Annotated in this window: 24 protein-coding genes; 12 read left to right on the top strand and 12 right to left on the bottom strand. The window is 71.5% G+C overall.

Annotated elements, in window-relative coordinates; translation table 11 throughout:
- Window positions 1–24: 24 nt before the first annotated feature.
- The gene (locus ACWGJB_RS41980) at window positions 25–1,680 is read right to left on the bottom strand and encodes a threonine/serine ThrE exporter family protein (protein ID WP_453385284.1); all 1,656 of its coding nucleotides are present in this window, start codon (window positions 1,678–1,680) and stop codon (window positions 25–27) included.
- 172 nt (window positions 1,681–1,852) lie between these two features.
- Complete coding sequence (locus tag ACWGJB_RS41975) at window positions 1,853–2,344, bottom strand: inorganic diphosphatase (protein WP_020941402.1); 492 nt, start codon at window positions 2,342–2,344, stop codon at window positions 1,853–1,855.
- 124 nt (window positions 2,345–2,468) lie between these two features.
- Between ACWGJB_RS41975 and dacB the strand changes: the two genes are divergently transcribed.
- From dacB to folE, 6 genes are all read left to right on the top strand, one after another.
- Entirely contained in the window at window positions 2,469–4,067 is a 1,599-nt protein-coding gene (dacB, locus tag ACWGJB_RS41970; protein ID WP_453385283.1) for a D-alanyl-D-alanine carboxypeptidase/D-alanyl-D-alanine endopeptidase, read from the top strand.
- Between the two features lie 142 nt (window positions 4,068–4,209).
- Window positions 4,210–5,343 carry a zinc-dependent metalloprotease gene (locus ACWGJB_RS41965; RefSeq protein ID WP_453385282.1) on the top strand — a complete coding sequence of 378 codons (1,134 nt, stop codon included), beginning with the start codon at window positions 4,210–4,212 and terminating at the stop codon, window positions 5,341–5,343.
- A gap of 191 nt (window positions 5,344–5,534) precedes the next feature.
- Complete coding sequence (tilS, locus tag ACWGJB_RS41960) at window positions 5,535–6,629, top strand: tRNA lysidine(34) synthetase TilS (RefSeq protein WP_453385281.1); 1,095 nt, start codon at window positions 5,535–5,537, stop codon at window positions 6,627–6,629.
- A 49-nt stretch (window positions 6,630–6,678) separates the two neighbouring features.
- On the top strand, window positions 6,679–7,239 hold the full coding sequence (gene hpt, locus ACWGJB_RS41955; RefSeq protein WP_360492421.1) for a hypoxanthine phosphoribosyltransferase: 561 nt from the start codon (window positions 6,679–6,681) through the stop codon (window positions 7,237–7,239).
- A gap of 209 nt (window positions 7,240–7,448) precedes the next feature.
- A complete protein-coding gene (gene ftsH, locus ACWGJB_RS41950; protein ID WP_453385280.1) occupies window positions 7,449–9,488 on the top strand; it encodes an ATP-dependent zinc metalloprotease FtsH in 2,040 nt (679 codons plus the stop codon).
- Window positions 9,489–9,623: 135 nt separating this feature from the next.
- On the top strand, window positions 9,624–10,229 hold the full coding sequence (gene folE / locus ACWGJB_RS41945; protein ID WP_351317708.1) for a GTP cyclohydrolase I FolE: 606 nt from the start codon (window positions 9,624–9,626) through the stop codon (window positions 10,227–10,229).
- 16 nt (window positions 10,230–10,245) lie between these two features.
- Here the strand turns inward: folE and ACWGJB_RS41940 are convergent, their stop codons facing one another.
- From ACWGJB_RS41940 to ACWGJB_RS41915, 6 genes are all read right to left on the bottom strand, one after another.
- Entirely contained in the window at window positions 10,246–10,734 is a 489-nt protein-coding gene (locus ACWGJB_RS41940) for a DUF3180 domain-containing protein (protein ID WP_360492240.1), read from the bottom strand.
- Window positions 10,735–10,784: 50 nt separating this feature from the next.
- Entirely contained in the window at window positions 10,785–11,396 is a 612-nt protein-coding gene (gene folK / locus ACWGJB_RS41935) for a 2-amino-4-hydroxy-6-hydroxymethyldihydropteridine diphosphokinase (protein WP_453385279.1), read from the bottom strand.
- Window positions 11,393–11,752 (bottom strand): dihydroneopterin aldolase, encoded by a 360-nt coding sequence (folB, locus tag ACWGJB_RS41930; protein WP_351317714.1) that lies wholly within the window; start codon window positions 11,750–11,752, stop codon window positions 11,393–11,395. Before folB ends, folK begins: the two co-directional genes overlap by 4 nt.
- 361 nt (window positions 11,753–12,113) lie before the next feature.
- A complete protein-coding gene (locus tag ACWGJB_RS41925) occupies window positions 12,114–12,617 on the bottom strand; it encodes a nuclear transport factor 2 family protein (RefSeq protein WP_360492231.1) in 504 nt (167 codons plus the stop codon).
- The gene (folP, locus tag ACWGJB_RS41920; RefSeq protein ID WP_453385278.1) at window positions 12,614–13,603 is read right to left on the bottom strand and encodes a dihydropteroate synthase; all 990 of its coding nucleotides are present in this window, start codon (window positions 13,601–13,603) and stop codon (window positions 12,614–12,616) included. Before folP ends, ACWGJB_RS41925 begins: the two co-directional genes overlap by 4 nt.
- Window positions 13,604–13,715: 112 nt before the next feature.
- Window positions 13,716–15,527: a phosphatidylglycerol lysyltransferase domain-containing protein gene (locus ACWGJB_RS41915; protein WP_453385277.1), complete on the bottom strand. Its 1,812-nt coding sequence runs from the start codon at window positions 15,525–15,527 to the stop codon at window positions 13,716–13,718.
- 224 nt (window positions 15,528–15,751) lie between these two features.
- On the opposite strand from ACWGJB_RS41915, the gene ACWGJB_RS41910 reads away from it, so the two are divergent.
- A complete protein-coding gene (locus tag ACWGJB_RS41910) occupies window positions 15,752–16,876 on the top strand; it encodes an alpha/beta hydrolase (RefSeq protein ID WP_453385276.1) in 1,125 nt (374 codons plus the stop codon).
- Between the two features lie 97 nt (window positions 16,877–16,973).
- Window positions 16,974–18,152 carry a hypothetical protein gene (locus tag ACWGJB_RS41905; protein ID WP_453385275.1) on the top strand — a complete coding sequence of 393 codons (1,179 nt, stop codon included), beginning with the start codon at window positions 16,974–16,976 and terminating at the stop codon, window positions 18,150–18,152.
- A 132-nt stretch (window positions 18,153–18,284) separates the two neighbouring features.
- Here the strand turns inward: ACWGJB_RS41905 and ACWGJB_RS41900 are convergent, their stop codons facing one another.
- Together ACWGJB_RS41900 and ACWGJB_RS41895 are read right to left on the bottom strand one after the other, a co-directional pair.
- Window positions 18,285–19,613, bottom strand: a complete 1,329-nt coding sequence (locus tag ACWGJB_RS41900) for a PH domain-containing protein (protein ID WP_453385274.1) — start codon at window positions 19,611–19,613, stop codon at window positions 18,285–18,287.
- The gene (locus ACWGJB_RS41895) at window positions 19,610–20,113 is read right to left on the bottom strand and encodes a PH domain-containing protein (RefSeq protein WP_453385273.1); all 504 of its coding nucleotides are present in this window, start codon (window positions 20,111–20,113) and stop codon (window positions 19,610–19,612) included. Before ACWGJB_RS41895 ends, ACWGJB_RS41900 begins: the two co-directional genes overlap by 4 nt.
- Window positions 20,114–20,144: 31 nt before the next feature.
- Here ACWGJB_RS41895 and ACWGJB_RS41890 point away from each other — a divergent pair, with 31 nt between their 5' ends.
- The gene (locus ACWGJB_RS41890) at window positions 20,145–21,296 is read left to right on the top strand and encodes an NADH-quinone oxidoreductase subunit D (protein WP_453385272.1); all 1,152 of its coding nucleotides are present in this window, start codon (window positions 20,145–20,147) and stop codon (window positions 21,294–21,296) included.
- A gap of 113 nt (window positions 21,297–21,409) precedes the next feature.
- On the opposite strand, the gene ACWGJB_RS41885 is transcribed toward ACWGJB_RS41890, so the two are convergent.
- Window positions 21,410–22,432: an SAM-dependent methyltransferase gene (locus tag ACWGJB_RS41885; RefSeq protein ID WP_453385271.1), complete on the bottom strand. Its 1,023-nt coding sequence runs from the start codon at window positions 22,430–22,432 to the stop codon at window positions 21,410–21,412.
- Window positions 22,433–22,550: 118 nt separating this feature from the next.
- On the opposite strand from ACWGJB_RS41885, the gene ACWGJB_RS41880 reads away from it, so the two are divergent.
- On the top strand, window positions 22,551–23,756 hold the full coding sequence (locus tag ACWGJB_RS41880; RefSeq protein WP_453385270.1) for a sensor histidine kinase: 1,206 nt from the start codon (window positions 22,551–22,553) through the stop codon (window positions 23,754–23,756).
- 87 nt (window positions 23,757–23,843) lie between these two features.
- The gene (locus ACWGJB_RS41875; RefSeq protein WP_365800112.1) at window positions 23,844–24,518 is read left to right on the top strand and encodes a response regulator transcription factor; all 675 of its coding nucleotides are present in this window, start codon (window positions 23,844–23,846) and stop codon (window positions 24,516–24,518) included.
- 35 nt (window positions 24,519–24,553) lie between these two features.
- Here the strand turns inward: ACWGJB_RS41875 and ACWGJB_RS41870 are convergent, their stop codons facing one another.
- A complete protein-coding gene (locus ACWGJB_RS41870; RefSeq protein ID WP_453385269.1) occupies window positions 24,554–25,654 on the bottom strand; it encodes a DUF5937 family protein in 1,101 nt (366 codons plus the stop codon).
- Between the two features lie 100 nt (window positions 25,655–25,754).
- On the opposite strand from ACWGJB_RS41870, the gene ACWGJB_RS41865 reads away from it, so the two are divergent.
- The gene (locus ACWGJB_RS41865) at window positions 25,755–25,961 is read left to right on the top strand and encodes a hypothetical protein (RefSeq protein ID WP_453385268.1); all 207 of its coding nucleotides are present in this window, start codon (window positions 25,755–25,757) and stop codon (window positions 25,959–25,961) included.
- Window positions 25,962–25,994: the final 33 nt, after the last annotated feature.

Here is a 25,994-nt window from a genome sequence, read left to right as displayed (position 1 = left end):
CTCATCGGCCCCCACTGAACGCGCTCAGAACCCCCGCGTCCGCTTCGCCGCCCTGCGCTTCCTGGCGGAGCCCACCCGCAGCCCCAACCGCGAGATCTCCGACCCCAGGTTGACCCCGATGGCGATGGCCATGGCGAGCGACGCCGCCTTGGCCAGTGACACCAGCCCCTTGTCGACCTCGTTCTGCGCCATCGACAGCAGCCCGAAGTAGGTCGCCGAGCCCGGCAGCAGGGGCCCGATCGCCGCGGTCGTGTACGGCAGCGCGGAGGCGAACCGGTACCGCGACAGCAACTGCCCGAACAGTCCCACCAGCCCGGCCGCCGCGGCCGTGGAGGCGACCGGCGAGATCCCGCCGGCGTAGTGCATCGCGCCGTAGACGCACCACGCCACACCGCCGTTGAGGGTCACGGCCAACACGGTGGATCGTTCCTGCTGGAGCAGTACGGCGAAGGTCAGCGACAGCACCATCGACGCGGCGATCTGCAGCAGCGGCCGTTCGGAGCCGATCAGCGCCGCGTCGGGGTTGAGCCGGCCGCCCAGCTTCACGCCGAAGTACAGGACCGTCAGCACCCCGATGACGATGCCGACGAAGAAGTACATGACCTCCAGCAGCCGCGCGGAGGCGGTGATGTAGAAGCCGGTGAGCCCGTCCTGGACGCCCGCGACCAGCGCCCGCCCGGGCAGCAGCGCGAAGAGTCCACCGGTGACGACGGCGGACGCCGCGACATCCACGTGGGCGAGCGCGAACGCCACCCCGATCGCCGCCGGCGGCATTGCGGCGATCATGAACTGGTAGAACTCCGGCAGCCCCCGCCCCGCGCACAGCCACGCCAGCCGGTCGCCGAGCATCGCGCCGATCGCGGCCGCCACGAACACCAGGAAGTCACCGCCGACGAGCACCGAGGCGGCCCCGGCGAGCAGCCCGCTCGCGCCGGTCAGCGCCCAGCCGGGGTACGGGTGCCGGTTGCGGCGGATCTCCGCGAGCCGCCGGTAGGCCTCCTCCAGGGAGACATGGGTCTCGGGGTCGGTGAGGTCGTCCACGAGCCGGAAGACGGCGGCCAGCCGTGTGTAGTCGGTCCCGCGCCGCCGCACCGTCCGGGACGCCGTCACCGGGTCGTCGACCAGCGAGGGCTGGTAGGAGATCGCCAGCAGCGTGAAGGTGACGTTCGGCTCGCAGCGGTCGAGTCCGTACGACCGGCAGACCGCGAACATCGCGGCCTCCACGTCCTCCGCGCCCTCGCCGCCGGCCAGCAGCAACTCCCCGATACGCAGCGTCAGGTCGAGCACGCGCGGAACGGCAGGGCCGCCCTCCTCGGTCTTCTGCACCGGCTCCGGCGCCGGCCGCTCGGTCACCGGCATACGCAGCATCGTGCGCATCCGGTCCTGCCAGGGCGCGTCCTTGACGAGACTGACCGTGGGGAATCCGGAGGGGGGCGTGAAGGCGGCCGGGGCGTCGTAGGCGTTGTAGGTGCTCGGCATGGTGAACGCCGAGCCCTCCGGCTCGCCGGACGCCGGCTGCGGCGTCGCCAGCCCCTTCGGCACCACGAACTCGGACGTGGTCTCGGGCTCGACGCCCGCCTCGGGAGCCGCGATGCCCGCCGGAACGGCGAACTCGGACGTGATCTCCGGGTCGTACCGCGCCTCGTCCGACCGGGGCTTGCGGTCCTCCTCCTCCGTCACCGTCGTAACGCTCCCTGAACGACAATTTCACGTACGCCTCAGTATGCGCATGACCACACAGCAGCCACCAAAAACCGGCCCGCGCGGGCCGGTGGACATCCGCGAACACCCGGCGGACACGAAAAACGGGCCTCACGCGTGCGTGCGGCCCGTTTCCCGTGCGCGGACTGGCTCAGTGGCCGCCCGTCTCCTTGAAGCGCTTGTACGACCGCTCGATCTCCAACTCGGCGTCGGTGCGGCCCACCCAGTTGGCGCCCTCGACGGACTTTCCGGGCTCCAGGTCCTTGTAGACCTCGAAGAAGTGCTGGATCTCCAGGCGGTCGAACTCCGACACGTGGTGGATGTCGCGCAGGTGCTCCACGCGCGGGTCGGTGGCCGGGACGCACAGCAGCTTGTCGTCGCCGCCCGCCTCGTCCGTCATCCGGAACATGCCGATCGCGCGGCACTTGATGAGGCAGCCCGGGAACGTCGGCTCGTCAAGAATGACCAGCGCGTCCAGCGGGTCGCCGTCCTCGCCGAGGGTGTTCTCGACGAATCCGTAGTCGGTCGGGTAGGCGGTCGAGGTGAAGAGACGACGGTCCAGGCGGATCCGACCGGTCTCGTGGTCCACCTCGTACTTGTTCCGCGAACCCTTCGGGATCTCGATCGTGACGTCGAACTCCACCGGTGGCTCCTCCATGATCAACACATAGTTCTGGTGGTTAAGTGTCCCTCACGCAGGTGTGTGATCGCGAAAGGGGCTGGTGGTCGTGCCAGAGCTGAGGCCTTGGCAGTCCGCGAAACCGCGTGTGCGGAAGATCGCGGGTGCCGTGCGACCGGGTCTGGCACGCGCGGTGACCGCCACGAAACCGCAGGTCAAGCGGTTGGCGCGAGCAGTCGGACCGCAGCTGACACGCATCACGCGTGCGTGGGGACCCCGGCCGGCCACCCTGGTCCGCCCCCCTCGTCCCCGGACCCTCAGGACCTGGCAGTACACGGCGGGCGCCGCCACGGCGGGGCTCGCGCTGGCCGCCGGTGTGGTGACCGCGGCGGGCCCCTGGGACGCCAACGGTCAGCGTACGGCCGAGCGGGACCGGGCGGCCGCCCCGGAACGGACGGGTGGCGCAGATCACGGTTCCGGCACCGCCGCGGGAGAGCCGAGTCCCGCGCCCAGCGCCGGATCCGTCCTGACGGGCCTGGGCGCCGCCATGAACACCGTGAAGTCGGCGCCGAGCGGAGAACCCGCCGGAATCTCCGGAACGGCCGTCACGGACCTCCTGGGGCCCCTTCTGGACGCCTCGGCGCTCGGCGGCACCCGTACCGCCGTGGTCGTCGACGTGGCCACCGGCAGGCGCCTCTACGGCGCCGGCGCCGACACGGCCCTCACCCCCGCCTCCACCACCAAGATCGCCACCGCCGTCGCCGCCCTCTCCGCCCTCGGCTCCGACCACCGCATCACCACGCGCGTGGCCCTCGAGCCCGGCACCAGGGAGGTCGTCCTGGTCGGCGGCGGCGACCCCACCCTGACCGCCCGCAAGGACACGGGCGGCTGGGCCGATCTGCGCACCCTCGCCACCGAGACGGCGAGATCGCTGACCGCGCGGGGCATCAAACAGATCACGCTCTCGTACGACACCACGCTCTACAGCGGCCCCGACCTGCACCCCATCGGGGTCAACGACAACCTCGCGCGCGTGAGTCCCCTCATGGCCGACGAGGCCCGCACCGACGACTCCGCCAACGGCCCGGCGGTCCGGGTGAGCGACCCGGCGGCCGACGCGGCACGGAAGTTCGCCGGCTTCCTGACCGACGCCGGCATCAGGACCTCGTCGCCCGGCACCTCCAAGGCGAGCAGCCGGGCCGACACCCTCGCCACCGTCTCCTCGCCCCCGCTGTCCGCGATCGTCGAGCGCATGCTGACCAACAGCGACAACGACATCGCCGAGGCACTGGCCCGCCAGACGGCACTGGCGAGTGGCCGGCCGGCCGGCTTCGCCGGGGGAGCGGCCGCCATCCACGCCCAACTGGCCCGGCTGGGCCTGCCGATGACCGGCGCATCCTTCCACGACGGCAGCGGCCTGAACCGTGACGACCGGCTGACGGCGAACCTGCTCACCGCCCTGCTCGTCAAGGCCGCCGACGCGGACCGGCCGGGCCTGCGCCCGGTCCTCACCGGCCTGCCCGTGGCCGGCTTCACGGGCACCCTGAGCACGCGTTACACGGACGGCGCGGCAGGCGTCGTACGCGCGAAGACCGGCACCCTGACCGGGGTCAACACCCTGGCGGGCACGGTCGTCGACAAGGACGGACGCCTGCTGGCGTTCGCCTTTCTCGCGGCGGACACCACGAGTCCGCTGGAGGCCCAGGAGGCGCTGGACCGGACGGCGACGGCGCTGGCAGGCCTGTGAACCGCGGCGCCCGGCCCGCGCGGACGCACGCCCGCATCGGCCGGCGCAAGCACCACCAACCCCGCCCACCGCACAAATCGGCCGCACCTTCACCAACCTCCACGGCCTGCCCCAAGTGGGAGCGCTAACGTACGGTTGACGCATGACGAGCATCGGTGGCGCTGCTTCTTCTGGGATGGTCGACTGGAATCTCGCGGTGGCGACCGCGACCCGGCTCGTGCGGCCGGGCCCCGAGGTGAGCCGCGACGAGGCCCGGGCCATCGTCGCGGAACTGCGGCGGCACGCGAAGGCCTCGGAGGAACACGTCCGGGGCTTCACCCGTATGGGGAACGACGACATCCACGACACCCCCGTCCTGGTGGTGGACCGCCCGGGCTGGGTGAAGGCCAACGTCGCGGGCTTCCGTGAACTCCTCAAGCCGCTGCTGGACAAGATGCAGGAGCGGCGGGCCGGCAGTCCGGGCGGCGCGGTCCTCGGCGCGGTCGGCGGCAAGGTCACCGGCGTGGAACTCGGCATGCTGCTGTCGTTCCTGTCGTCCCGGGTGCTCGGGCAGTACGAGACCTTCGCCCCCGCCTCCCGTGACCTCCCCGCGGACGAGCACGGCGGCGGACGGCTGCTGCTGGTCGCCCCGAACATCGTCCACGTGGAGCGCGAACTCGACGTACAGCCCCACGACTTCCGCCTGTGGGTGTGCCTGCACGAGGAGACGCACCGCACCCAGTTCTCGGCGGTGCCCTGGCTGCGCGCCCATCTGGAGGGCGAGATCCAGGGGTTCCTGTCGGAGACCGACGTCGACCCGATGACCGTCCTCGAACGGGTCCGGGACGCCGCCCAGTCGCTCGCCGGGAGCCGCCCGGAAGCCGAGGAGGACGACGGCGGACGGTCGTTCGTCGAGCTGGTGCAGACCCCGGCCCAGCGCGAGATCCTCGGCCGGCTCACCGCCGTCATGTCCCTCCTGGAGGGCCACGCCGACTTCGTCATGGACGGGGTCGGACCGTCGGTCGTACCGAGCGTCGCCGAGATCCGCGAGAAGTTCCAGCAGCGGCGTGCCAAGGGCGCCTCCCGGCTGGACATGACCCTGCGCAAGCTGCTCGGCCTGGACGCCAAGCTCCGGCAGTACCGGGACGGCGAGCGGTTCGTGCGGGCCGTCGTCGAACAGGTCGGCATGGACGGCTTCAACCGGGTGTGGACCTCCCCCAACACCCTGCCGACGAAGGCCGAGATCGCCAAACCGGCGGACTGGGTCGCACGGGTGCATCGCAAAGCCGAGTCGTGAACCGACGCGGGTGTGGTGAATCGGATCCCACGGACGGCAGGCGAACGCCCCTCCAATCACCCGTCCGAGGGACCGTGAGCGATGGGTAGGCGTGCGATGCTCGGGGAACGGCCCGTTTCTGTCACCATCTACACACTCTGAGTGACCGATCTCGGGTTCACCCCCCGAAAACTTCATGAAGGGAACCGGACATGGGTCCCCATCCTGCGGTCGCGGCGATACGCCTGGCGGTCCGCCGCGTCCTCCACGACATCCTCACCGACAACAGTTCCTACAGCCGTACCACCGGTGAACGCGCCGGTGGGCGCATCGTCGCGCGCCTCACGCGCCCCGTCGGAGACATCCCGGAACAGTCACCGAACGAGCGGCCCCCCTCCCCGCTCGTCCTCGTGGCATGCTCCGGCGGCGCCGACTCGATGGCGCTCGCCTCCGCCCTCGCCTTCGAGGCCCCCAAACTCGGCGTCCGCGCGGGCGGCATCACCGTCGACCACGGCCTGCAGCCCGGCTCCGACCTGCGGGCCGAAGAAGTCGTCCTGAGGCTGCGTGAACTCGGCCTGGACCCGGTCGAGTCGATCACCGTGACCGTCGGCCGCGACGGCGGCCCCGAGGCCGCCGCCCGGGACGCCCGCTACGCCGCCCTGGACGCCGCCGCCGAGCGGCACGGCGCCACCGCGGTCCTGCTCGGCCACACCAGGGACGACCAGGCCGAAACCGTCCTGCTCGGCCTCGCCCGCGGCTCGGGCATCCGCTCCCTGTCCGGAATGGCCGCGGTCTCGGGGGCCGGCGGCCGTTACCGTCGCCCGTTCCTCCAGCTGGACCGGCAGACCGCCCGCAAGGCCTGCATGGTCCAGTCCCTGCCGGTCTGGGACGACCCGCACAACGCGGACCCGGCCTACACCCGCTCCCGGCTCCGCCACGAGGGACTGCCCGCCCTGGAGAAAGCTCTGGGCAAGGGCGTCGTCGAGGCCCTCGCCCGCACCGCCCAGCTCTCCCGCGACGACGCCGACGCCCTCGACACCTGGGCCAGCCAGGCCGAGGCCTCCGTACGGGACGCCGCGGGTCAGCTGGAGTGCGCCAAGCTCTACGCCCTGCCCCCCGCCGTCCGCCGCCGGATCCTGCGCCGGGCGGCCATCGAGGCGGGCGCACCGGCCGGTTCGCTCTTCGCCCGGCACATCGAGGAAGTCGACCGGCTGATCACCGGCTGGCGCGGTCAGGGAGTCATCAATCTCCCCGGCAAAGTCGTCGCCCAGCGTCAGGGTGGCAGACTGGTGATCCGGCAAGGCTGATTCCGCACCCTCCGGGGTCCGGGCTCCGCCGGTGGGACGACCGAAAGTGATGCGGGTGGACGCGAAAGACATGGGTGCCGACCTTCAGCGGGTACTCATCACCAAGGAAGAGATCGACGCCAAGCTGGTCGAGCTGGCCGCGAAGATCGACGCGGAGTACGCGGGCAAGGACCTGCTCATCGTCGGCGTCCTCAAGGGCGCCGTGATGGTCATGGCAGACCTCGCCCGGGCGCTGTCCACCCCCGTCACCATGGACTGGATGGCCGTGTCCTCCTACGGCGCGGGTACCCAGTCCTCCGGTGTGGTGCGGATCCTCAAGGACCTCGACACCGACATCAAGGGCAAGCACGTCCTGATCGTCGAGGACATCATCGACTCCGGACTGACCCTGTCCTGGCTGATCAACAACCTCGGCTCCCGCGAGCCCGAGACCCTGAAGATCTGCACCCTGCTGCGCAAGCCGGACGCGGCCAAGGTCGCCATCGACGTCGAGTGGGTCGGGTTCGACATCCCCAACGAGTTCGTCGTCGGCTACGGCCTCGACTACGCCGAGAAGTACCGCAATCTCCCGTTCGTCGGTACGCTCGCGCCCCACGTCTACGGCGGTTGAACCCCGGCTGATACGCCGGAGGGTCCACTTACGTAAGACGATCGGGAACCCCAGCGGGTTTCGCGCCGTTGGAGCATGCAGAGACGGGTTTTGCCAGCCGTCCGAGCCGCTCCGTGCGGCTTCGGGTAGTCATGCTGGGGTACCGTCAGAAGAACTGTCTTATCAAACTCACTATGGCAGGAGGGACGGGGCGACACCGCTCCGTATGGATGGACGTGAAGCGATACTTCCGTGGGCCGGTCATGTGGATCGTGCTGGCCGTCCTTGCCGTGGTCGTGTTGATGCAGGTCGTCGGCTCGTCCGGCGGCTACAAGACGGTGGACACCGGCCAGGTCGTGGCGGCGATCAACGACAACAAGGTGGAATCGGCGAAGCTGACCACCGGTGACGAGCAGACCATCAAGGTCACGCTCAAGGACGGTCAGAAGGTCGACGGCAGCTCGAAGATCCAGGCGAGCTACATCGGCGACCAGGGCGTGACCATCGCCAACACGCTGCAGACCAAGTACCAGGACAAGCAGATCCCCGACGGTTACACCGTCTCGCCGACCAAGCAGAACGCTTTCGTCGGTGTCCTGCTCTCCCTGCTCCCCTTCGTCCTCATCGTGGTCGTCTTCCTGTTCCTGATGAATCAGATGCAGGGCGGCGGCTCCCGGGTCATGAACTTCGGCAAGTCCAAGGCGAAGCTCATCACCAAGGACACCCCGAAGACGACGTTCTCGGACGTCGCGGGCTGTGACGAGGCCGTCGAGGAGCTCCACGAGATCAAGGAATTCCTCCAGGAGCCGGCCAAGTTCCAGGCGGTCGGCGCCAAGATCCCCAAGGGCGTGCTCCTCTACGGCCGTCCCGGTACCGGCAAGACGCTGCTCGCGCGTGCCGTCGCCGGCGAGGCGGGGGTGCCCTTCTACTCGATCTCCGGTTCCGACTTCGTCGAGATGTTCGTCGGTGTCGGTGCCTCCCGGGTCCGCGACCTCTTCGAGCAGGCCAAGGCGAACGCCCCGGCGATCGTCTTCGTCGACGAGATCGACGCGGTCGGCCGTCATCGCGGCGCCGGCCTCGGCGGCGGTCACGACGAGCGCGAGCAGACCCTGAACCAGCTGCTCGTCGAGATGGACGGCTTCGACGTCAAGGGCGGTGTGATTCTCATCGCCGCGACGAACCGGCCCGACATCCTCGACCCGGCGCTGCTGCGTCCCGGCCGTTTCGACCGTCAGATCGCGGTCGACCCGCCGGACCTGCAGGGCCGTCTGGAGATCCTCAAGGTCCACCAGAAGGGCAAGCCGGTCGCGCCCGACGTCGACCTCGCGGCGGTCGCCCGCCGCACGCCGGGCTTCACCGGCGCGGACCTGTCGAACGTGCTGAACGAGGCGGCGCTGCTCACGGCCCGCAGCGACCGCAAGCTCATCGACAACCAGATGCTCGACGAGGCGATCGACCGTGTGGTCGCGGGCCCGCAGAAGCGGACCCGGATCATGTCGGACAAGGAGAAGAAGATCACCGCGTACCACGAGGGCGGCCACGCCCTGGTCGCGGCGGCTTCCCCCAACTCCGACCCGGTCCACAAGATCACGATCTTGTCCCGTGGCCGGGCCCTCGGCTACACGATGGTCCTGCCGGACGAGGACAAGTACTCGACCACGCGCAACGAGATGCTCGACCAGCTCGCCTACATGCTGGGCGGCCGCGCGGCCGAGGAACTGGTCTTCCACGACCCGACCACCGGCGCCGCCAACGACATCGAGAAGGCCACGACCACCGCCCGCGCGATGGTCACGCAGTACGGCATGACCGAGCGTCTCGGCGCGATCAAGTTCGGCGGCGACAACACCGAGCCCTTCCTCGGCCGTGAGATGTCCCACCAGCGCGACTACTCGGAAGAGGTCGCCGCCCTGGTGGACGAGGAAGTCAAGAAGCTCATCGAGAACGCGCACAACGAGGCCTGGGAGATCCTGGTCGAGAACCGCGACGTCCTCGACAACCTGGTGCTCCAGCTCCTGGAGAAGGAGACCCTGGGCAAGGAGGAGATCGCCGAGATCTTCGCCGCGATCCACAAGCGGCCCGCGCGGCCCGCGTGGACCGGTTCCTCCCGCCGTACGCCGTCCACCCGCCCGCCGGTGCTCTCCCCGAAGGAGCTCGCACTGACCAACGGGGCAAACGGCGTGACGCCGGCGATCAGCACCGCGAAGTCCACGGCGGCCGAGTCCGCCCCGGCGGTCGAGAAGGCCCCGGAGGATCGTCCCGAGAGCTGAGTCACACCGGTCTCACCCGGCTCGGAATGGATGCCGCGCCCCCCAGGATCTAGCCTGGGGGGCGCGGCTTTTCGCTATGCCCGCATATGAGGCGCGTGACCCACAGGCGCCCCCCTAAGGAACGAGGCACCTCAGATGACCGACCCCGTGACGCTGGACGGCGAGGGCACCATCGGCGAATTCGACGAGAAACGTGCCGAGAACGCCGTACGCGAACTCCTGATCGCGGTCGGCGAGGACCCCGACCGTGAGGGGCTCCGGGAGACTCCGGCACGGGTGGCGCGGGCGTACCGCGAGCTGCTGGCCGGGAACCACCAGCAGCCCGAAGAGGTCCTGACGACGACCTTCGATCTCGGTCACGACGAGATGGTCCTGGTCAAGGACATCGAGATCGTCAGCCTGTGCGAGCACCACATGCTGCCGTTCCACGGCGTCGCCCACGTCGGCTACATCCCGGCGGAGACCGGCAAGATCACGGGACTGTCGAAGCTGGCCCGCCTGGTCGAGGTGTTCGCACGCCGTCTCCAGGTGCAGGAGCGGCTCACCACGCAGGTCGCCGACTCCCTGATGCGCATCCTGGAGGCCCGGGGCGTGATCGTCGTAGTCGAGGCGGAGCACATGTGCATGTCGGTCCGGGGGATCCGCAAGCCGGGTGCCAAGACGACGACGTCGGCGGTCCGCGGCCAGCTCCGGGACGCCACGACGCGCGCCGAGGCGATGAGCCTGATACTGGCCCGCTGACCTGCCCGGGCGGGGCTCAGGCGGCCGGCTCGGCCCCGCTGTGGTGGTTGTCGTCGTCCTCCGGGAGCTTGCACACCCGCTCCAGGAACATCGCCGCCGCTATGACACCGATGCCGGCGACGACCGAGAAGGCCGCGTAGAGGGCCTGGTCGCGGCGGGCGGGGAGGTCGAGGAGTTCCAGCAGGAAGGCGCCCGTGCCGCCGTACATGCCGGCGACCAGGGCCGCGACCAGGGCGCTGGCCTGGCCGAAGACGACCGCGCGAGCGGCCATCAGGGGGTCGACGCCCTTGGCGCCCGGGCGACGCTCGCGCTGGGCCCGGAGACGGGCGCGCAGCGAGAGCGCCGTGGCGAGCAGAACCACGGCGATCAGGGCGAGCACGATCGGGGCTGCCACCGGCACGCTGGGCAGGGTTCCCACCGCGTTCCACAGGCGGGCACCCGCCCAGGACAGCACCCCGGCCACGACGAACACGCCGGCCAGCACCCTGATCCGCAGCTCTTTCACTGTGTTCCTTCAGCTCCCCCGCAGCGATGTGGTCGTGTCGACCTTAACGACTACTCGGGCAGTCGGAGTTCCAGGTCCGCACGTGCTTCCACACCGTGCCGGGTGACGGCCGCCAGCAACTCGGCGACCGTGCCGCGGCCGGGTACCCGGGCCTCGGGGTCGACGTCGTACCAGGGCGCCAGCACGAAGGCACGCTCGTGGGCGCGCGGGTGCGGCAGGGTGAGCTGCGGATCGTCGGAGACGACGTCCGCGTAGGCGACGATGTCGACGTCCAGGGTGCGCGGGCCCCAGTGCTCGTCCCGCACCCGGTTGAACGCCTCCTCCACCGCGTGCGCCCGCTCCAGCAGCGAGGACGGCGGGAGGGTGGTCTTCAGCACCACGATCGCGTTGTAGTACGTCGGCTGGCTGCCGGGGTCGACGCCCCACGGCTCCGTCTCGTACACCGGCGACACGGCCTTGATGCGGACGCCCGGGGTGTCCTCCAGGGCGTCGATCGCGCCCTGCAGGGTCTCCAGGCGGTTGCCGAGATTGGAGCCGAGGGCGACCACGGCGCGTTTGGGGTTGGAGAGGGTGGTGTCGGCGGCGTCGACCTGCTCGACGACGGAGGCGGGCACCGGCTGGACGGTCGGGTCGCTGGGACCCCGCAGAGAGGATGCGGTCATACTCGGCTCCGGGTGATGGTGACGGTGACGTCGTCGAAGGGGACGGTGATGGGCGCGTCCGGCTTGTGGACCTGGACCTCGACCTCTCTTACCCCCTCGTGCTTGAGGCAGACCTGGGCGATCCGCTCGGCGAGCGTCTCGATCAGGTTCACCGGTTCCCCCTCGACCACGGCGACGACCTCTTCGGCCACCACGCCGTAGTGCACGGTCTTCGTCAGGTCGTCGTCGGCCGCCGCGGGCCGGGTGTCCAGGCCAAGGACGAGGTCCACGAGGAAGGTCTGGCCCTCCTCGCGCTCCTTGGGGAAGACACCGTGGTGCCCGCGGGCCTTGAGGCCGCGCAGCGCGACACGATCCACGCGAATCACTCCTGCAATCGTCGGTAACGGCGAGGTCGCATCGCGTGCGGGCGATCGACCGGCCTCAGACGAATCTACCTGCGGCCACTGACAGAGCCGGGTCACCGGGCGGGGGCCCGCGCCGGGGGCGCCAGGGTTCATCGCGTGTTTTCCCTGGAGAACCCGGCGGCTCACGGGCCGGTAGCCGCACCTACTGGCGAGTTCGTGATTCCAGCCACTTCTTGGGCCACGTGGACCGCACGGGCCCGGCGGACGGCGGTGGACCGGCTGGACGGCTCAGGGGGGCCGAGTCCCGGCGGGTCTCGGCGGGCGGGTCTGACGAGGGCGGGTCTCACGAGGGCGGGTCTCACGAGGGCGGGTCTCAGGAGGGCGTGTCGTCGTCCTCGTCCTCGTCGGTCTCCGACAGCACCGGGGAGGCGTGGTGGGACCAGAGCTTCCAGCCGTCCGGGGTACGCCGGAACACGTTCGTGGCGACGACCAGCTGCCCCACCAGCGGGCCGAGCTCCTGCCCGCCCGTGGGGGCCGGGCCGCCGCTGAGGATGTTCTCCGTACAGGTCACCAGGGCGGTGTCGCCGGTGACGGAGACGTGCACGTCGGTCAGGAAGAACTGGATGTAGTCGGTGTTCGCCATGATCAGCGCGTACGACCGCAGGACCTCACCGCGGCCGGTCAGCACCGGCCAGCCCGGGTGCACGCAGGAGACCACGCCGGTGTCGGCCGGATCGTGGTACTCCTCGTCGACGCCCAGGTCGGCGGGGGTGAGCCAGAGGCCGGACACCGCCTCGAAATCGGCCCGCTCCACTGCCTCGTAGAAGGCGGTGTTGGCGGCCTCGACCTGCTCGACGTCGGTGTGGGGGGCGCTCACCGGGCTCCCTCTGGGCGGTCGGGAAGGTTCTGCGGGGCGTGCGAGGCCTGCGGAGATCGAGAGGCCTGGGGGGCCTGGGGTGCCTGCGGGGCTTGCGAGGCGTGCGCGCCCGGCGTGTCCGTTCCCGAGCGCGCCCCCTCTATCGCGCGCGCGACCCGTACCGCGTCCGCCGTGGCGCGCACCTCGTGCACGCGCACCGCCCACGCGCCGGCGTGCGCCGCGAGCGCGGAGACGGCGGCCGTCGCAGCGTCGCGCTCCCGGGCCGGCGGGGGCGCCCCCTCGGGTCCGGCCAGGACCCGGCCGAGGAACCGCTTGCGGGAGGCGGCGACGAGCACCGGGTGCCCCAGGGCGTGCAGCCGGTCGAGGTGGGCGAGCAGGGTCAGGTCGTGCTCGGAGTCCTTGGAGAAGCCGAGACCGGGGTCGACGACGATGCGGTCGGGGGAGATGCCGCCGGCCAGGACGGTGTCCACGCGCGCGTGGAGTTCGTCGAGGACCTCGGCGACGACGTCGTCGTACACGCCCCTGACGTTGCCGCCGTCCAGGAAGCCGCGCCAGTGCATGACGACGAAGGGGGCGCCCGACTCGGCGACGACCGGGATCATGTCGGGGTCGGCGAGGCCGCCGCTGACGTCGTTGACGAGGGCCGCGCCGGCCGCGAGGGCCTGCTGGGCGACGGAGGCGCGCATGGTGTCGACGGAGACGACGACGCCTTCGGCGGCGAGGCCGCGGACCACGGGGATGACACGGCGCAGTTCCTCGTCCTCGTCGACGCGGGTGGCGCCGGGGCGGGTGGACTCACCGCCGACGTCGACGAGGTCGGCGCCCTCGGTGACGAGGTCGAGGCCGTGCTTGACGGCGATCGTCGTGTCGAACCAGCGGCCGCCGTCGGAGAAGGAGTCGGGGGTGACGTTCACGACCCCCATGACCGCGCACCGGTTCCATGCCGGAAGCCCTGCCACCTGGCCACGTCCGCTGTGGTTGCTCATACGTTCAGCGTAGGCCCAGGAAACGGCGGGCCTGCCGGGTGGCCTTCGGGCAGGCCCGAGCGGAGCCCCCTGGCTGGAGTGGGAGGGGCGCCCGCTCGGGCCGGTCATGGGGTCAGGCCGCTCGTATGCCCTGTTCGGCGACGCCGTGGGGGCAGGGGCGGGCGGCCGGGGTGCTGCGGCGCAGGAAGCGCGGCAGCGGAAGGGCGAGGCTGACGAAGCCCTCGGCCTGCATGGCGGCGAGGCCGATCCGCGGCAGGTCGCCGGAGGCCCGGTAGACCACGAAGCGCGGCTCCCAGCGCGGCTGGAACTTCGCGTTGAACTTGTACAGCGACTCGATCTGGAACCAGCGCGACAGGAAGACCAGCAGCCCGCGCCAGGCGCGCAGCACCGGGCCCGCGCCGATCTTCTCGCCCCGCGCGAGCGCCGAGCGGAACATCGCGAAGTTGAGCGAGATCCGGGCGATGCCGAGCTTCGGGGCCGCCTGGAGGGCGGCCACGATGAGCAGTTCGTTCATCCCGGGGTCGGCCGCCCGGTCGCGGCGCATCAGGTCCAGGGAGACACCGTCGGTGCCCCAGGGCACGAAGTGCAGGATCGCCTTGAGGTCGCCGTAGGGACCGGGTGTCTCGTCGGTCTTGTGGGCGGTGGCGATCAGGCAGTCGCCGTCGGCGGCGTCGCCGATGCGGCCCAGGGCCATCGAGAAGCCGCGCTCGGTGTCGGTGCCGCGCCAGTCCTCCGCCGCCCGGCTGATGCGGTCGAGCTCGGCCTCGCCGAGGTCACGGATGCGCCGCACCCGGGTTTCGTAGCCGGCCCGCTCGATGCGCTTGACCATCTGGCGCACGTTGCGCATCGCGCGTCCGGCGAGCGAGAAATCCGCTACGTCCACCACCGCCTCGTCGCCCAGTTCGAGGGCGTCCAGGCCGGTCTCCCGGGTCCATACCTCGCCACCCGTCTCCGAGCAGCCCATCACGGCGGGGGTCCAGGAGTGGGCCTTGGCCTCGTCCATGAAGCGTTCGATGGCGCCGGGCCAGGCCTCGACGTCGCCGATCGGGTCGCCGCTGGCGAGCATCACGCCGGAGACGACGCGGTACGTCACCGCCGCCTTGCCGCTGGGCGAGAAGACGACCGCCTTGTCGCGGCGGAGCGCGAAGTGGCCGAGGGAGTCACGGGCGCCGTGTTTCTCCAGGAGGGCGCGCAGGCCGGCCTCGTCCTCCTCGGTGAGGTGGGCGGCGGGGTGTTCGGGGCGGAAGGCGAGGTAGATGGTGGTGACCGCGGTGATCAGGCCGAGGGCGCCGAGCGAGAAGGCGACCGTCCAGGAGGTCGACCCCTCGTAGTCGACGGGGCCCTCGAAGCCGAACAGGCCGTACAGGACATGGGTGATGCGGTCGGCCAGGCTCGGGTCGCCGATCGTGCGCTTCGGGTGGGCGCTGACGACGACCAGCCCGAGCGCCAGCGAACCGGCGCTCATGAGCACGAAGTTGGCGAGCGCCCGCCACCGGCTGCGCGGGTCGGGCAGCGCCTTGAACTCACTCCGGTGGATCACCAGGGGCACGAACAGCGCCAGTGAGATCAGGGCTCCGATGACCGAGTGCCGGTACACGAACTGCGACACGGCGCCGGCCGGCAGGAGCGCGACCGCGGCCCGCCACGCCCGGCGCTTGCGCCGCTTGAGTCCGTGCGCGAGCAGCAGCAACAGCACGCCGACGCTGAGCGAGAGCGCGGCGGCGAACGGCCCCAGCGACCCGGGCAGCACCTCGGCCATGGCGTGCATGCGGCTGTGCCGGAAGCGCGGGAACACCCCCGCGGCGATGTCCAGGACGCCTACGACCGCGCACGCCCTGCCGACCAGAGCGGGGACCGCCTCAGGGCGCGGACCACGGACTATGCGCCGCGCCCGGCTTGATCGGCTCGGAACCCCGCCCGACATTTCCCCATCTATCCTGACAGACATCGCATCCCGTAGTTCTGCGAGAGACCTTGAATCCGGGCCCGATTCGGGCATCCGGCGACATTGCGCCCTCTAGGACGGTGTCTCGGGGGGAGAGGTTCACTCCCCATCGGAAAGCCGGGTCAAAGGCCAAGGAAAGTCCGGGGCAAGCCTCGCTGAAAGCGGCGGTCGTCACGGGGGAAAGCGCAGGCAGGGAGCACCTCATGGGACTCACGAGCGATAAAACGCTGGCATTGGCGATCCTGTTCGCCGTACTGCTGTTCGTCGGCACGGTGTGGCTGTGGCCCCGGCTGGCCCACCGGAACTGGCGGGCCGTCAGCGGCCGCGTCGGCCTTCTGCTGGCCACTCAGACGGTGCTCTTCGCATGCCTCGGGATAGCGGCCAACCAGGCTTTCGGTTTCTACGCCAGCTGGGCCGACCTGTTCGGCAGGGAGACGGACCAGGGTGTCGTCGTCGACCACGTGGCGGGCGGCGCCGGCGGCCCGCTCCAGGTGGTCGCCACCTCCCGCGTGCAAGGCGCCGGCGGTTCGCAGCCGCAGTCGGCCGGTCAGATCCAGCAGGTCGACATCATCGGCCGTACGACCCACATCGCCACGCCCGCCTACGTGTACCTGCCGCCGGAGTACTTCCAGCCGCAGTACCGCACCCGTACGTTCCCGGCGGCGGTCGTCCTCACCGGCTACCCGGGCACCGCGCGGGCGCTCGTCGACAAACTGCACTACCCGCGTACGGCACGGCAGCTGGCCAAGGACGGGCGGATGCAGCCGATGATCCTGGTGATGCTGCGGCCCACGGTCGCACCGCCCCGGGACACCGAGTGCGTGAACGTCCCCGGAGGCCCGCGAAGCGAGAGCTTCTTCGCCAAGGACCTGCCCGACGCCGTGACCGCGCACTACAGGGTCGGCAGGAAGCCGGGAAGCTGGGGGATCGTCGGCGACTCGACCGGCGGCTACTGCGCGCTCAAGCTCGCGATGCACCACCCCGGCGTGTACGCGGCCGGCGCGGGCCTGTCCGCGTACTACAAGGCGCCCGTCGACCCCACGACCGGTGATCTCTTCCAGGGCGACGGGAAACTCCGCGACCGCGCGAACCTGTGGTGGCTCCTCGGGCACGAACCCGCTCCGGACACGTCCCTGCTGGTCACCAGCAGCAGAATCGGAGAGACGAATTACAAGGACACGCTGAAATTCATCGCGCGCGTGCAGGCCACGAACCTGACCCGGATCTCGTCGATCATCCTCGACAGCGGCGGCCACAACTTCAACACCTGGCGCCGCGAGATCCCCGCGACGCTCCAGTGGATCAGCAGCCGACTGAGCGACCGCTGAGCGCGGCCCCAGGCGATGCAATGCGAAGACTTCGTTGTCGCCGTGTTTTTACGGCCCAGGGCACCACGATTCGCCTACGCGCGGTAAGTTTCTGGCCATGCCACGTGGACGTCACCGTCATTCCCCGCCTTTGCACAGGCTGTTGCCTCCTTCGGCGATCGCCGGTGTCTCCCTCGTCTGCGCTCTGGGCCCCTGGTTGTTCTCCCAACCGACGGTGCTGCGCACGCTGGCCGCGATAGCCGCGGCGACCGCGGCCGTCGGTGCCGCGGTCATGCGCCGCTGGGACAGCGAGGCGGGCAAGCAGGTGGCCGACCTGTCACGCGCGCGTGCGAGCGACGAGTGGCGCCACGAGGAGCGGATCGCCGAGCTGGAGACCGACCTCGAGGAGTCGCGGGAGCTGCGCACCAAGCTGGAGCAGCGGCTGCGCGCGAAGCGGTCGGAGCTGGCGGGACTGCGCAACGAGCACGCGTCCCTGCTGCGCCGCTACGCCACGGCCGAGACCGAGCGCGCGAGCGCCCTGGAGGGCCGCCGCCTGCTGGAGATCGAGGCCACCACGCCGGCGAACGCGCTGCCGGCCGCCCGGACCGCCGAAGAGGCGGAAGAGCCCGCGCAGACCGTCGAGGAGCTGGAGGTCGAGGAGACGACCCCGGCGGTCTTCTCGCCGGAGGGTTCCAAGCTGTTCCTGCGGGCCAAGGTGGCACTGGCCCGCTTCGACGAGGGCGACGCACCGGCGGTCGAGGCCGACACCGACACCGAGGGCGCGACGGAGACGGCCGCCGCACCCGAGGCGCCGAAGGGCGAGTCCGCACCGGAGGACGAGGAACAGGGGCAGCCCGAGGCGGTCGACGTGCACACGCGCGCGGCCGCCGTCACCACCGCCGAGTCGGCGGACACCACCCCGGCGCCGACGGAGGAGGACGCCCGCACCACGCCGGCACCGTCCGCCAACTCCGTGAAGCCCACCGGGCACTTCACCGTGCCGACCGCGGTGGCCGTGCTGCCGGCCGCGCCCATCCCGCGTCCGCTGGTCACCGGCGGGTTCGACTTCTTCGGCACCCAGAAGGGCTCGGCCGCCGGCGGGCTGGACTCCATGCACAACGAGGACCTCGCGGACGTCGTCGGCCAGGAGGCGCTCGCGCTCCACAAGGCCGAGTCCGAGGCCGAGTTCAAGCCCGCCGACCCGGAGACCCGGGGCGTCGGCCAGATCATCGACCTGACCGCGCACGACGAGACCGAGCAGATCAACCTCGGGGGCCTGCGCAGCGCCGCCTCCTGACGGCCGCGACACCGCCACGGAAGCCGCGCCGATACTGAGGCCGATCCTGAGCCGGGGCACCCGCCGGGTGCCCCGGCTCAGGCGTTCCCCGGGCCGCCCGCGGGCCTCCCCGGTGTCCTTCGGGCACCGTGCTCAGGCCATCCAGCGGTCGGGGCGCGCCGTCCGGCGGCCCGTCCGGGACCGCTCGGCCTGCTCCCGCAGCAGCGACGCGGCCGCCTCCGCGTCCCGCAGGCGGGCCGTCACGGTCTTGTCGGCCCCCGTGTCCACATGAACGTCCGCGAGCCGCCACAGCCGCTCCCAGGGCCCCTGCGTCAGCCGTACGCTCTGGACCTTGGCGTGCGGGACCAGCGCCAGGCGCCGGCGCAGCAACCCGTGCCGCGCGGCGAACACCGTCTCCGTGACCGCGAGCCCGTACCCGCGCCACCACAACGGCACGCACCAGCGGGCCCGCCGGGGCGGCCGGGGCAGCTCACCGGGGACCGTCACACCGGGCAGCACGCGCGCGACGACCGACTCGGCGACCGCGCGCGGCGCGACCGGCACCAGCACCGAGTTCGCCGACCCGGCCACGTCCAGCTCCACCCGCACCCAGCGCAGCGGCCGCCACAGCAGCGGCTCCACGATCCGCACGGTCTGCACCCGTCCCGGCGGCACCGTCTCGTGCGTGCGGTCGAGCAGTCCGTGATCGATGCGCAGCCCGTCCGGCGACTCTCCGACCGTCCAGTCGTACTCCCCGACGAACCTCCCCACACTGGTCGTGGCCGCCGCGCCGAGCAGCGGCAGGGCGGTGGCGAGGACCGTCCACACGCTGTGGGTGGCCAGCCACAGCACCGGCGGTACGACGAGGGCGGCGGCCAGGGAGCCCCAGGTGGCGCCCGTCAGCACGAGGGAGAGCGCGAGCTTGCCCGGGGGCACGCGCATCAGCTCGTGCGCCGGCGCCTCGCCGACTTCGTGCGCCGTCTCGGGCGCGAATCCGGCGGCGCGCGCCAGCAGCTCCGCGCGGAGCGCACGTGCCTCACCCTGCCCCAGGAAGGCCAGCTCGTCCTTCTTGTCGGTGCCGACGACGTCGATGCGCAGCTTGGCGACGCCCGCCACGCGCGCGAGCAGCGGCTGGGTCACGTCGACGGCCTGGATCCGCTCCAGCCGGATGTGCGCGGTGCGCCGGAACAACAGCCCGGTGCGTATGCGCAGCTCGCTGTCGGTCACCGCGAAGTAGGTGAACCACCAGCTCAGGAAGCCGTACAGCGCGCCCGCCGTGACCAGGACGGCGAGTCCGGCCAGGAGCATGGTCGTGGTCAGCTTCGTCAGCTGTTCCTGGGCCTGGTTCGGGTCGTGCACCGCCCAGCCGGTGAGCACCGCGACCGGCGCCCACGCCCGCCGGAACGGGGTCACGGGATGCAGCCGCCGCTCGCCCACGGCCTTGCCCGGGCGTATGGCGCCGTCCACGCCGGGCGCGGTCACAGGCCCGCCGATCGGGCTTCGCCGAGCTCGGTGAGCCGGTCGCGCAGCCGTTCCGCCTCGGCCGGGTCGAGGCCGGGGATGGCCGCGTCGGTGGCCGCGGCCGCGGTGTGCAGCTGCACGCTCGCCAGGCCGAAGTACCGCTCGACGGGCCCCGAGGTCACCTCCACCAGCTGCATGCGCCCGTACGGCACCACGGTCTCCTCGCGCCACAGCACGCCGCGGCTGATCAGCAGGTCGTCGGCGCGCTCGGCGTACCGCCAGGAACGCCAGTTGCGGCCGATCAGCACCCAGCCCCAGGCCATCAAGGCCAGCGGCAGCAGCGCGAAGGCCGCCCACACCGGCCCCGCGAGCAGGCCCGGCAGCAGGCCCACGGCGAGCGCGAGCAGCCCCAGCCACACCACCAGCAGCAGCCGCCGCATCCGCAGCAGGCCGGGCGGCAGCCCCGTCCACACCGGCTCGGTCTCCGTCGCCCCGGCACCGGCCGGGCTCCCCGTCTCCATGAGGTCAGCGTACGTACGAGAGACTGGGTTCATGACTCCTACGACGGAGACCACGGTCGGCATCGGCGGCGCCGCGGAGAGCACCGACATGGTGCTCAACATCGGCCCCCAGCACCCCTCCACGCACGGCGTGCTGCGGCTGAAGCTCGTGCTGGACGGCGAGCGGATCGTCTCCGCCGAGCCGGTGATCGGCTATATGCACCGCGGCGCGGAGAAGCTCTTCGAGGCGCGCGACTACCGGCAGATCATCATGCTCGCCAACCGCCACGACTGGCTGTCGGCCTTCTCGAACGAGCTGGGCGTGGTTCTCGCCGTCGAGCGCATGCTCGGCATGGAGGTGCCCGTCCGCGCGGTGTGGACGCGCACCCTGCTCGCCGAGCTGAACCGGGTGCTCAACCATCTGATGTTCCTCGGTTCCTACCCGCTGGAGCTGGGCGGGATCACCCCGGTCTTCCACGCGTTCCGCGAGCGCGAGGAGCTCCAGAACGTCATGGAGGAGGTCTCCGGCGGGCGCATGCACTACATGTTCAACCGTGTCGGCGGCCTCAAGGAGGACCTCCCGGCCGACTGGACCGCACGCGCGCGTGCCGCCGTTTCCGCGGTCCGCTCCCGTATGGACGTCTTCGACGGCCTGGTCCTCGGCAACGAGATCTTCCGCGGGCGCACCCGGGGCGTGGGCATCCTCGCGCCGGAGGCCGTGCACGCCTACGGCGTGAGCGGGCCCATCGCGCGTGCCTCGGGCGTCGACTTCGACCTGCGCCGCGACGAGCCCTACCTGGCCTACGGGGAGCTCCAGGACACCCTCCGGGTGGTCACCCGGGCCGAGGGCGACTGCCTGGCCCGCTTCGAGTGCCTCCTGGAGCAGACCCACAACGCCCTGGACCTGGCCGACGCCTGCCTGGACCGGGTCGCCGAGCTGCCGCCGGGACCCATCAACCAGCGGCTCCCCAAGGTCCTCAAGGCACCCGAGGGCCACACCTACGCCTGGACCGAGAACCCCCTCGGCATCAACGGCTACTACCTCGTCAGCAAGGGCGAGAAGACCCCGTACCGGCTGAAGCTGCGCTCGGCGTCGTTCAACAACATCCAGGCGCTGATGGAGCTGCTGCCGGGGACGCTGGTGGCGGACATGGTCGCGATTCTGGGGTCCATGTTCTTCGTGGTGGGGGACATCGACAAGTAGGGCGCGGGGCGCACGGGGCGTGAGGCATGGGGTTGTGCGCGCCGGGCGGGGACGTGCGGCGTGCGGGGCATGCGGCGTGGGGGCCTGCGCGGCGGACGCGCGTCAAAGCAGCGTCAGAGCAGCGGGTTCTCGATGCCCACCGGCTGCAGCAGCCACCCGAAGTCGCCGAGGCCGCCGGAGGCGGTGAGCTCGGCGGCCTCGCCGGCGCTCGCGAGGGCGCGTACGTAGGCGGCGGGGTGGGTGGAGGCGAGCGTGAGCGGGGGGCGTGCGCCGATGAGGCCCAGAGCGCGCAGGGCGTCGCGTTGTGTGCAGAAGAGCGCTTCGGGGAGGGCGTACGCCGGGTCGAGCACCGTGCACGCGTCCAGCGCGACGTGCGCTGTGATGTCGCACGACCCGTCCGGGACGGGCGCCGTCGCACGCCCCTCGCGGAAGCCGGTGAGCGTGCCGAACGGAGGGCGCGTGTCCACGGTGTGCGCGTAGTCCACGGCCACCGCGAGCCCCTCCCGCACGCAGGTGACGGCGTCCGCCCACGCCCGGTCCCGGGGCAGCCCGATCTCCGCGCGCAGCCCCGGCTCGGCGCCCAGCGGCCACCACCGCGCGAGCCACTCCGCGTCCGCGCCCCAGACACGCTCTCCGAGCAGTTCGGCGCCGTCGCGCCGGACGTGCACCAGCCGGGGCGTACCGGCCGAGTCCACCTCGGCGACGTCGACCGGGACGTTGTCGAGCCATTCGTTGGCGAAGAGCAGGCCGGTGATCGTGCGCGGCAGTTCGGTCAGCCAGGTGATGCGGTCGGGCAGGCCGGGCGGCCGGTCGGCGACCTCGACGGCGCAGGCACGCGTGCGTGCCGCCACGTCGGCGGGCAGCGCGGTGAGCACGCCGGTGACCAGCTCGCCCCGGCCGGCGCCCATGTCGACGAAGTCCAGCGTCCCGGGGCGCCCCAGCGCCTCGTCGACCCGGCACAGCAGCTCGGCCACGGCCTCGGCGAACAGCCCCGACGCATGGACCGACGTACGGAAGTGACCGGCCGGTCCCTCCGGGCGGCGGTAGAAGCCGCCAGGGCCGTACAGGGCCGCCTCGGTGGCCGCACGCCAGCCACGGACGTCGTCTGCCGTCTCTCGCGTCGCCTCATCCGTCACCGGGCCAGACTAGGCGCACAGGTGATCACCTTCTCCACCTTGCGGAGTACGTGTGCGGAACAGGGATCGGCCCTCCGGTTGACCCCTGCACCTATCACGCTTCCCTACTCTGGGTTACGTGCAGCGCCTCTATGACTTCCTCCGCAGGAACCCGACATGGGTCGACAGCTTCTGGGCCGTCGTCCTGCTCGGGGTTTCCTGCGTGAGCGTCGTGAATCTCAGCAAGGCGCTCGACCACCATGGTTCGACCGCCGCCATGCTGGCCGTTTCCGTGGTCATGGGGGTGGTGGTCGCACTGCGCCGCCGGTTCCCGGAGCAGATGCTGCTGCTGGCCGCGGCGACCGGCCTGGCCCAGCTGATCCTGGACGTCGAGACGACGGTCGCCAACTTCGCCATGCTGGTGATCGTCTGCACGGTCGCCGCGGTCGGCGAGCGCTGGGCGTCCCGGTTCGCCCTCTACGCGGGGCTGTGCGCGGCGCCGCTGGCGCAGATCCGGTGGCCGCAGGACAGGACGAGTCTCGTCGGGCACCTGGCCATAGTGGTGTTCCAGACGGTGCCGTTCGTACTCGCCTGGGTGCTCGGCGACTCCATGCGCACCCGCCGCGCCTACTTCGCACAGCTGGAGGAGCGTGCCGCCCGGCTCGAGAAGGAGCGCGAGGCGCAGGCCAAGGTCGCGGTCGCGGCCGAGCGCGCCCGGATCGCACGCGAACTGCACGACGTGGTCGCACACAACGTGTCGGTGATGGTGGTCCAGGCCGACGGCGCCGCCTATGTCCTCGACGCCGCCCCCGACCAGGCCAAGAAGGCCCTGGAGACGATCTCCTCCACCGGCCGCCAGGCCCTCGCCGAGATGCGCCGCCTGCTGGGCGTGCTGCGCACGGGCGAGCACAAGGAGGTCGGCGAGTACGTTCCGCAGCCCGACGTCGAGCAGATCGACGAGCTCATCGAGCAGTGCCGCACTTCCGGCCTGCCCGTCGACTTCAAGGTCGAGGGCACCCCGCGCCCGCTGCCCAGCGGCGTCGAGCTCACGGCGTACCGGATCGTGCAGGAGGCGCTCACCAACACCCGCAAGCACGGCGGGCCCAACACGGGCGCCAGCGTGCGGCTGGTCTACTTCGACGACGGACTCGGCCTGCTGGTCGAGGACGACGGCAAGGGCGCCCCGCACGAGATGTACGAGGAGGGTGGCGCCGACGGGCAGGGGCACGGCCTGATCGGCATGCGCGAGCGGGTCGGTATGGTCGGCGGCACGCTCGACGCGGGGCCCCGTCCCGGCGGAGGATTCCGCATCAGTGCTCTGCTGCCGCTCAAACCGGCGCATTGACACCGACGCACGCCCCCGGTTGACACCTGTCACGCCCCCGGGGAAATCCCCGCAACAAACCGACGAACGGAAACGGAAGAGGACCCGATGACGATCCGCGTGATGCTCGTCGACGACCAGGTGCTGCTGCGCACCGGGTTCCGGATGGTGCTCGCGGCCCAGCCGGACATGGAGGTCGTCGCGGAGGCGGGCGACGGCGTCGAGGCCCTCCAGGTGCTGAAGTCCACCGATGTGGACGTCGTCCTGATGGACGTGCGCATGCCCAAGCTGGACGGGGTGGAGACCACCCGCCGCATCTGCTCGGAGCCCGACCCGCCCAAGGTGCTCATCCTGACCACCTTCGACCTCGACGAGTACGCCTTCTCGGGGCTGAAGGCGGGCGCCTCCGGCTTCATGCTCAAGGACGTGCCGCCGGGCGAGCTGCTGGCCGCGATCCGCTCGGTGCACAGCGGCGACGCCGTCGTCGCGCCCTCCACCACCCGGCGGCTCCTCGACCGCTTCGCACCGATGCTGCCCTCTGCCGGCAAGGAGTCCCAGCACCAGGAGCTGAACCGGCTCACCGACCGCGAGCGCGAGGTCATGGTGCTGGTCGCGCAGGGCCTGTCGAACGGCGAGATCGCGAGCCGGCTGGTGCTCTCCGAGGCGACCGTGAAGACCCACGTGGGCCGCATCCTGACCAAGCTCGGCCTGCGCGACCGGGTCCAGGTGGTCGTGCTCGCCTACGAGACCGGACTGGTCCGCGCGGGCGGCGGCCACGGCTGACCCATGCCCGCGCCGCCGACGTACGGCCCGCGCGGCTAGCGGAGTATCCCTTCCAGGAAGTCGCTGCCGAGGCGGGCTACGACCGTGACGTCCAGCTGGTGCAGCACGTACCGGCCGCGGCGGCGCGTGGTGACCAGGCCCGCCTTCTTGAGGACGCCCAGGTGCCGGGAGACCTCGGGTGCCGACAGGCCGTGCACCTGCGCCAGTTCGCTGGTGGTGTACGCGCTGCGCGCCAGGTACCGGCACAGCCGCATCCGGACGGGATGGGACAGGGCCGCCATCCGCAGCGTGAGCGCCTCCACCGACGCGGGGGCGGCCAGCTCCGGCGAGCCGACCGGGTAGTGCAGCACCGGCTGCCAGCCGTAGCGGTGCAGGACCATCAGATGGGGCCAGCCCAGGCTCGTGGGCACCAGCAGAAGGCCGTCGGCGTCGACCACGGCATGGCCGTCGGTGAGCTTGTCCACGGTGATCCGCGCGCCCGCCTCGTCGAGCGTCACGACCGGCGAGACCGCGGCCAGCGCCTCGGCCAGCCCCTTGCGGCGCAGCAGCTCCGTCTTGTGCCGGGCATCGGCCGCCAGCTGGTGGCGCAGCCGCGACCAGGCCTCGTCGAAGAACGCCTCGGCGCAGTCCTCCAGGAACCGGCGCAGCCACGCGCGCACACTCGGCGGATCGTCGAGCAGCCGCTGCGCGAACCGGACCTGCTGCGGACCGCGTGAAGCGGCCACCTCCAGCGCTCTGCGGCGCCCGACCGGATCCGACAGAAGGGCCGGCGCCTGCGTGTCGTACGAGAGCACGCAGGTGAACTCCAGGGCCGCGTCCACGAACTGTTCGTCCGTCAGCTTGTCCAGCTGGCCCAGCTCCTCGGTCAGCGTGCCGCCCGGGACGGCGCCGGGAACGGCCGCGTACGGCAGGAACAGGTCCGAGAACGTCGACCGCCACAGAAAGTCCGCCTCGCACATGCGGTCGGCCAGATGCGGCTCCATGCGGGCGGTCACGCCGGTCACCCAGCCCTGGAGGCCGGGATGGTGCCCCGGCTCCGACAGCGCGTGCAGCGCCATGCCGAGCTCGGCCAGGGGCGAGGGCACCACGGCGACCCTCTCCGGCCGCAGCCCCGCGATGTCGATACGTACGCTCATGTCCCCATCGTGCACCCCGCCACCGACAACGCCTCCCCCGATTGACGGGCGCCGTCAATCGACACGACGGCGGCGCGGCGGGCGCGCAGGCTGGGGAGCCATGAGCATCGTCCAGCAGCACTTCCTCGACACGTACCGCGCGCAGCAGCACGGGGAGCCCGCGCCGCCCGCGCTCGGCGCGCGTGATGTGCGCGTGGCGCGCGCAGCGCGCGATTACCGGCGGTTCCGTGCGGTTGTCGCGGGACGGCCGGCGCGAGGACGGATTCGGGGCGCCGTGGTGCGGTGGGCGCGCCTGCGCGCGTCGTAGGGGGCGTGCGCGGGTCGCCCACCGGGGTGCCGG

The organism is Streptomyces sp. NPDC054813 (assembly GCF_053611365.1).
This window is presented reverse-complemented; position numbering and strand designations above follow the sequence as displayed.

Excerpts from the sequence above, each read along its gene's own strand:
- ACWGJB_RS41965 (WP_453385282.1), top strand. The coding sequence starts at position 4,210 with ATGACGAGCATCGGTGGCGCTGCTTCTTCTGGGATGGTCGACTGGAAT.
- tilS (WP_453385281.1), top strand. The coding sequence starts at position 5,535 with ATGGGTCCCCATCCTGCGGTCGCGGCGATACGCCTGGCGGTCCGCCGC.
- hpt (WP_360492421.1), top strand. The coding sequence starts at position 6,679 with ATGCGGGTGGACGCGAAAGACATGGGTGCCGACCTTCAGCGGGTACTC.
- ftsH (WP_453385280.1), top strand. The coding sequence starts at position 7,449 with ATGGACGTGAAGCGATACTTCCGTGGGCCGGTCATGTGGATCGTGCTG.
- folE (WP_351317708.1), top strand. The coding sequence starts at position 9,624 with ATGACCGACCCCGTGACGCTGGACGGCGAGGGCACCATCGGCGAATTC.
- folK (WP_453385279.1), bottom strand. The coding sequence starts at position 11,396 with ATGACCGCATCCTCTCTGCGGGGTCCCAGCGACCCGACCGTCCAGCCG.
- folP (WP_453385278.1), bottom strand. The coding sequence starts at position 13,603 with ATGAGCAACCACAGCGGACGTGGCCAGGTGGCAGGGCTTCCGGCATGG.
- ACWGJB_RS41915 (WP_453385277.1), bottom strand. The coding sequence starts at position 15,527 with ATGTCGGGCGGGGTTCCGAGCCGATCAAGCCGGGCGCGGCGCATAGTC.
- ACWGJB_RS41910 (WP_453385276.1), top strand. The coding sequence starts at position 15,752 with ATGGGACTCACGAGCGATAAAACGCTGGCATTGGCGATCCTGTTCGCC.
- ACWGJB_RS41905 (WP_453385275.1), top strand. The coding sequence starts at position 16,974 with ATGCCACGTGGACGTCACCGTCATTCCCCGCCTTTGCACAGGCTGTTG.
- ACWGJB_RS41895 (WP_453385273.1), bottom strand. The coding sequence starts at position 20,113 with ATGGAGACGGGGAGCCCGGCCGGTGCCGGGGCGACGGAGACCGAGCCG.
- ACWGJB_RS41890 (WP_453385272.1), top strand. The coding sequence starts at position 20,145 with ATGACTCCTACGACGGAGACCACGGTCGGCATCGGCGGCGCCGCGGAG.
- ACWGJB_RS41875 (WP_365800112.1), top strand. The coding sequence starts at position 23,844 with ATGACGATCCGCGTGATGCTCGTCGACGACCAGGTGCTGCTGCGCACC.
- ACWGJB_RS41870 (WP_453385269.1), bottom strand. The coding sequence starts at position 25,654 with ATGAGCGTACGTATCGACATCGCGGGGCTGCGGCCGGAGAGGGTCGCC.
- ACWGJB_RS41865 (WP_453385268.1), top strand. The coding sequence starts at position 25,755 with ATGAGCATCGTCCAGCAGCACTTCCTCGACACGTACCGCGCGCAGCAG.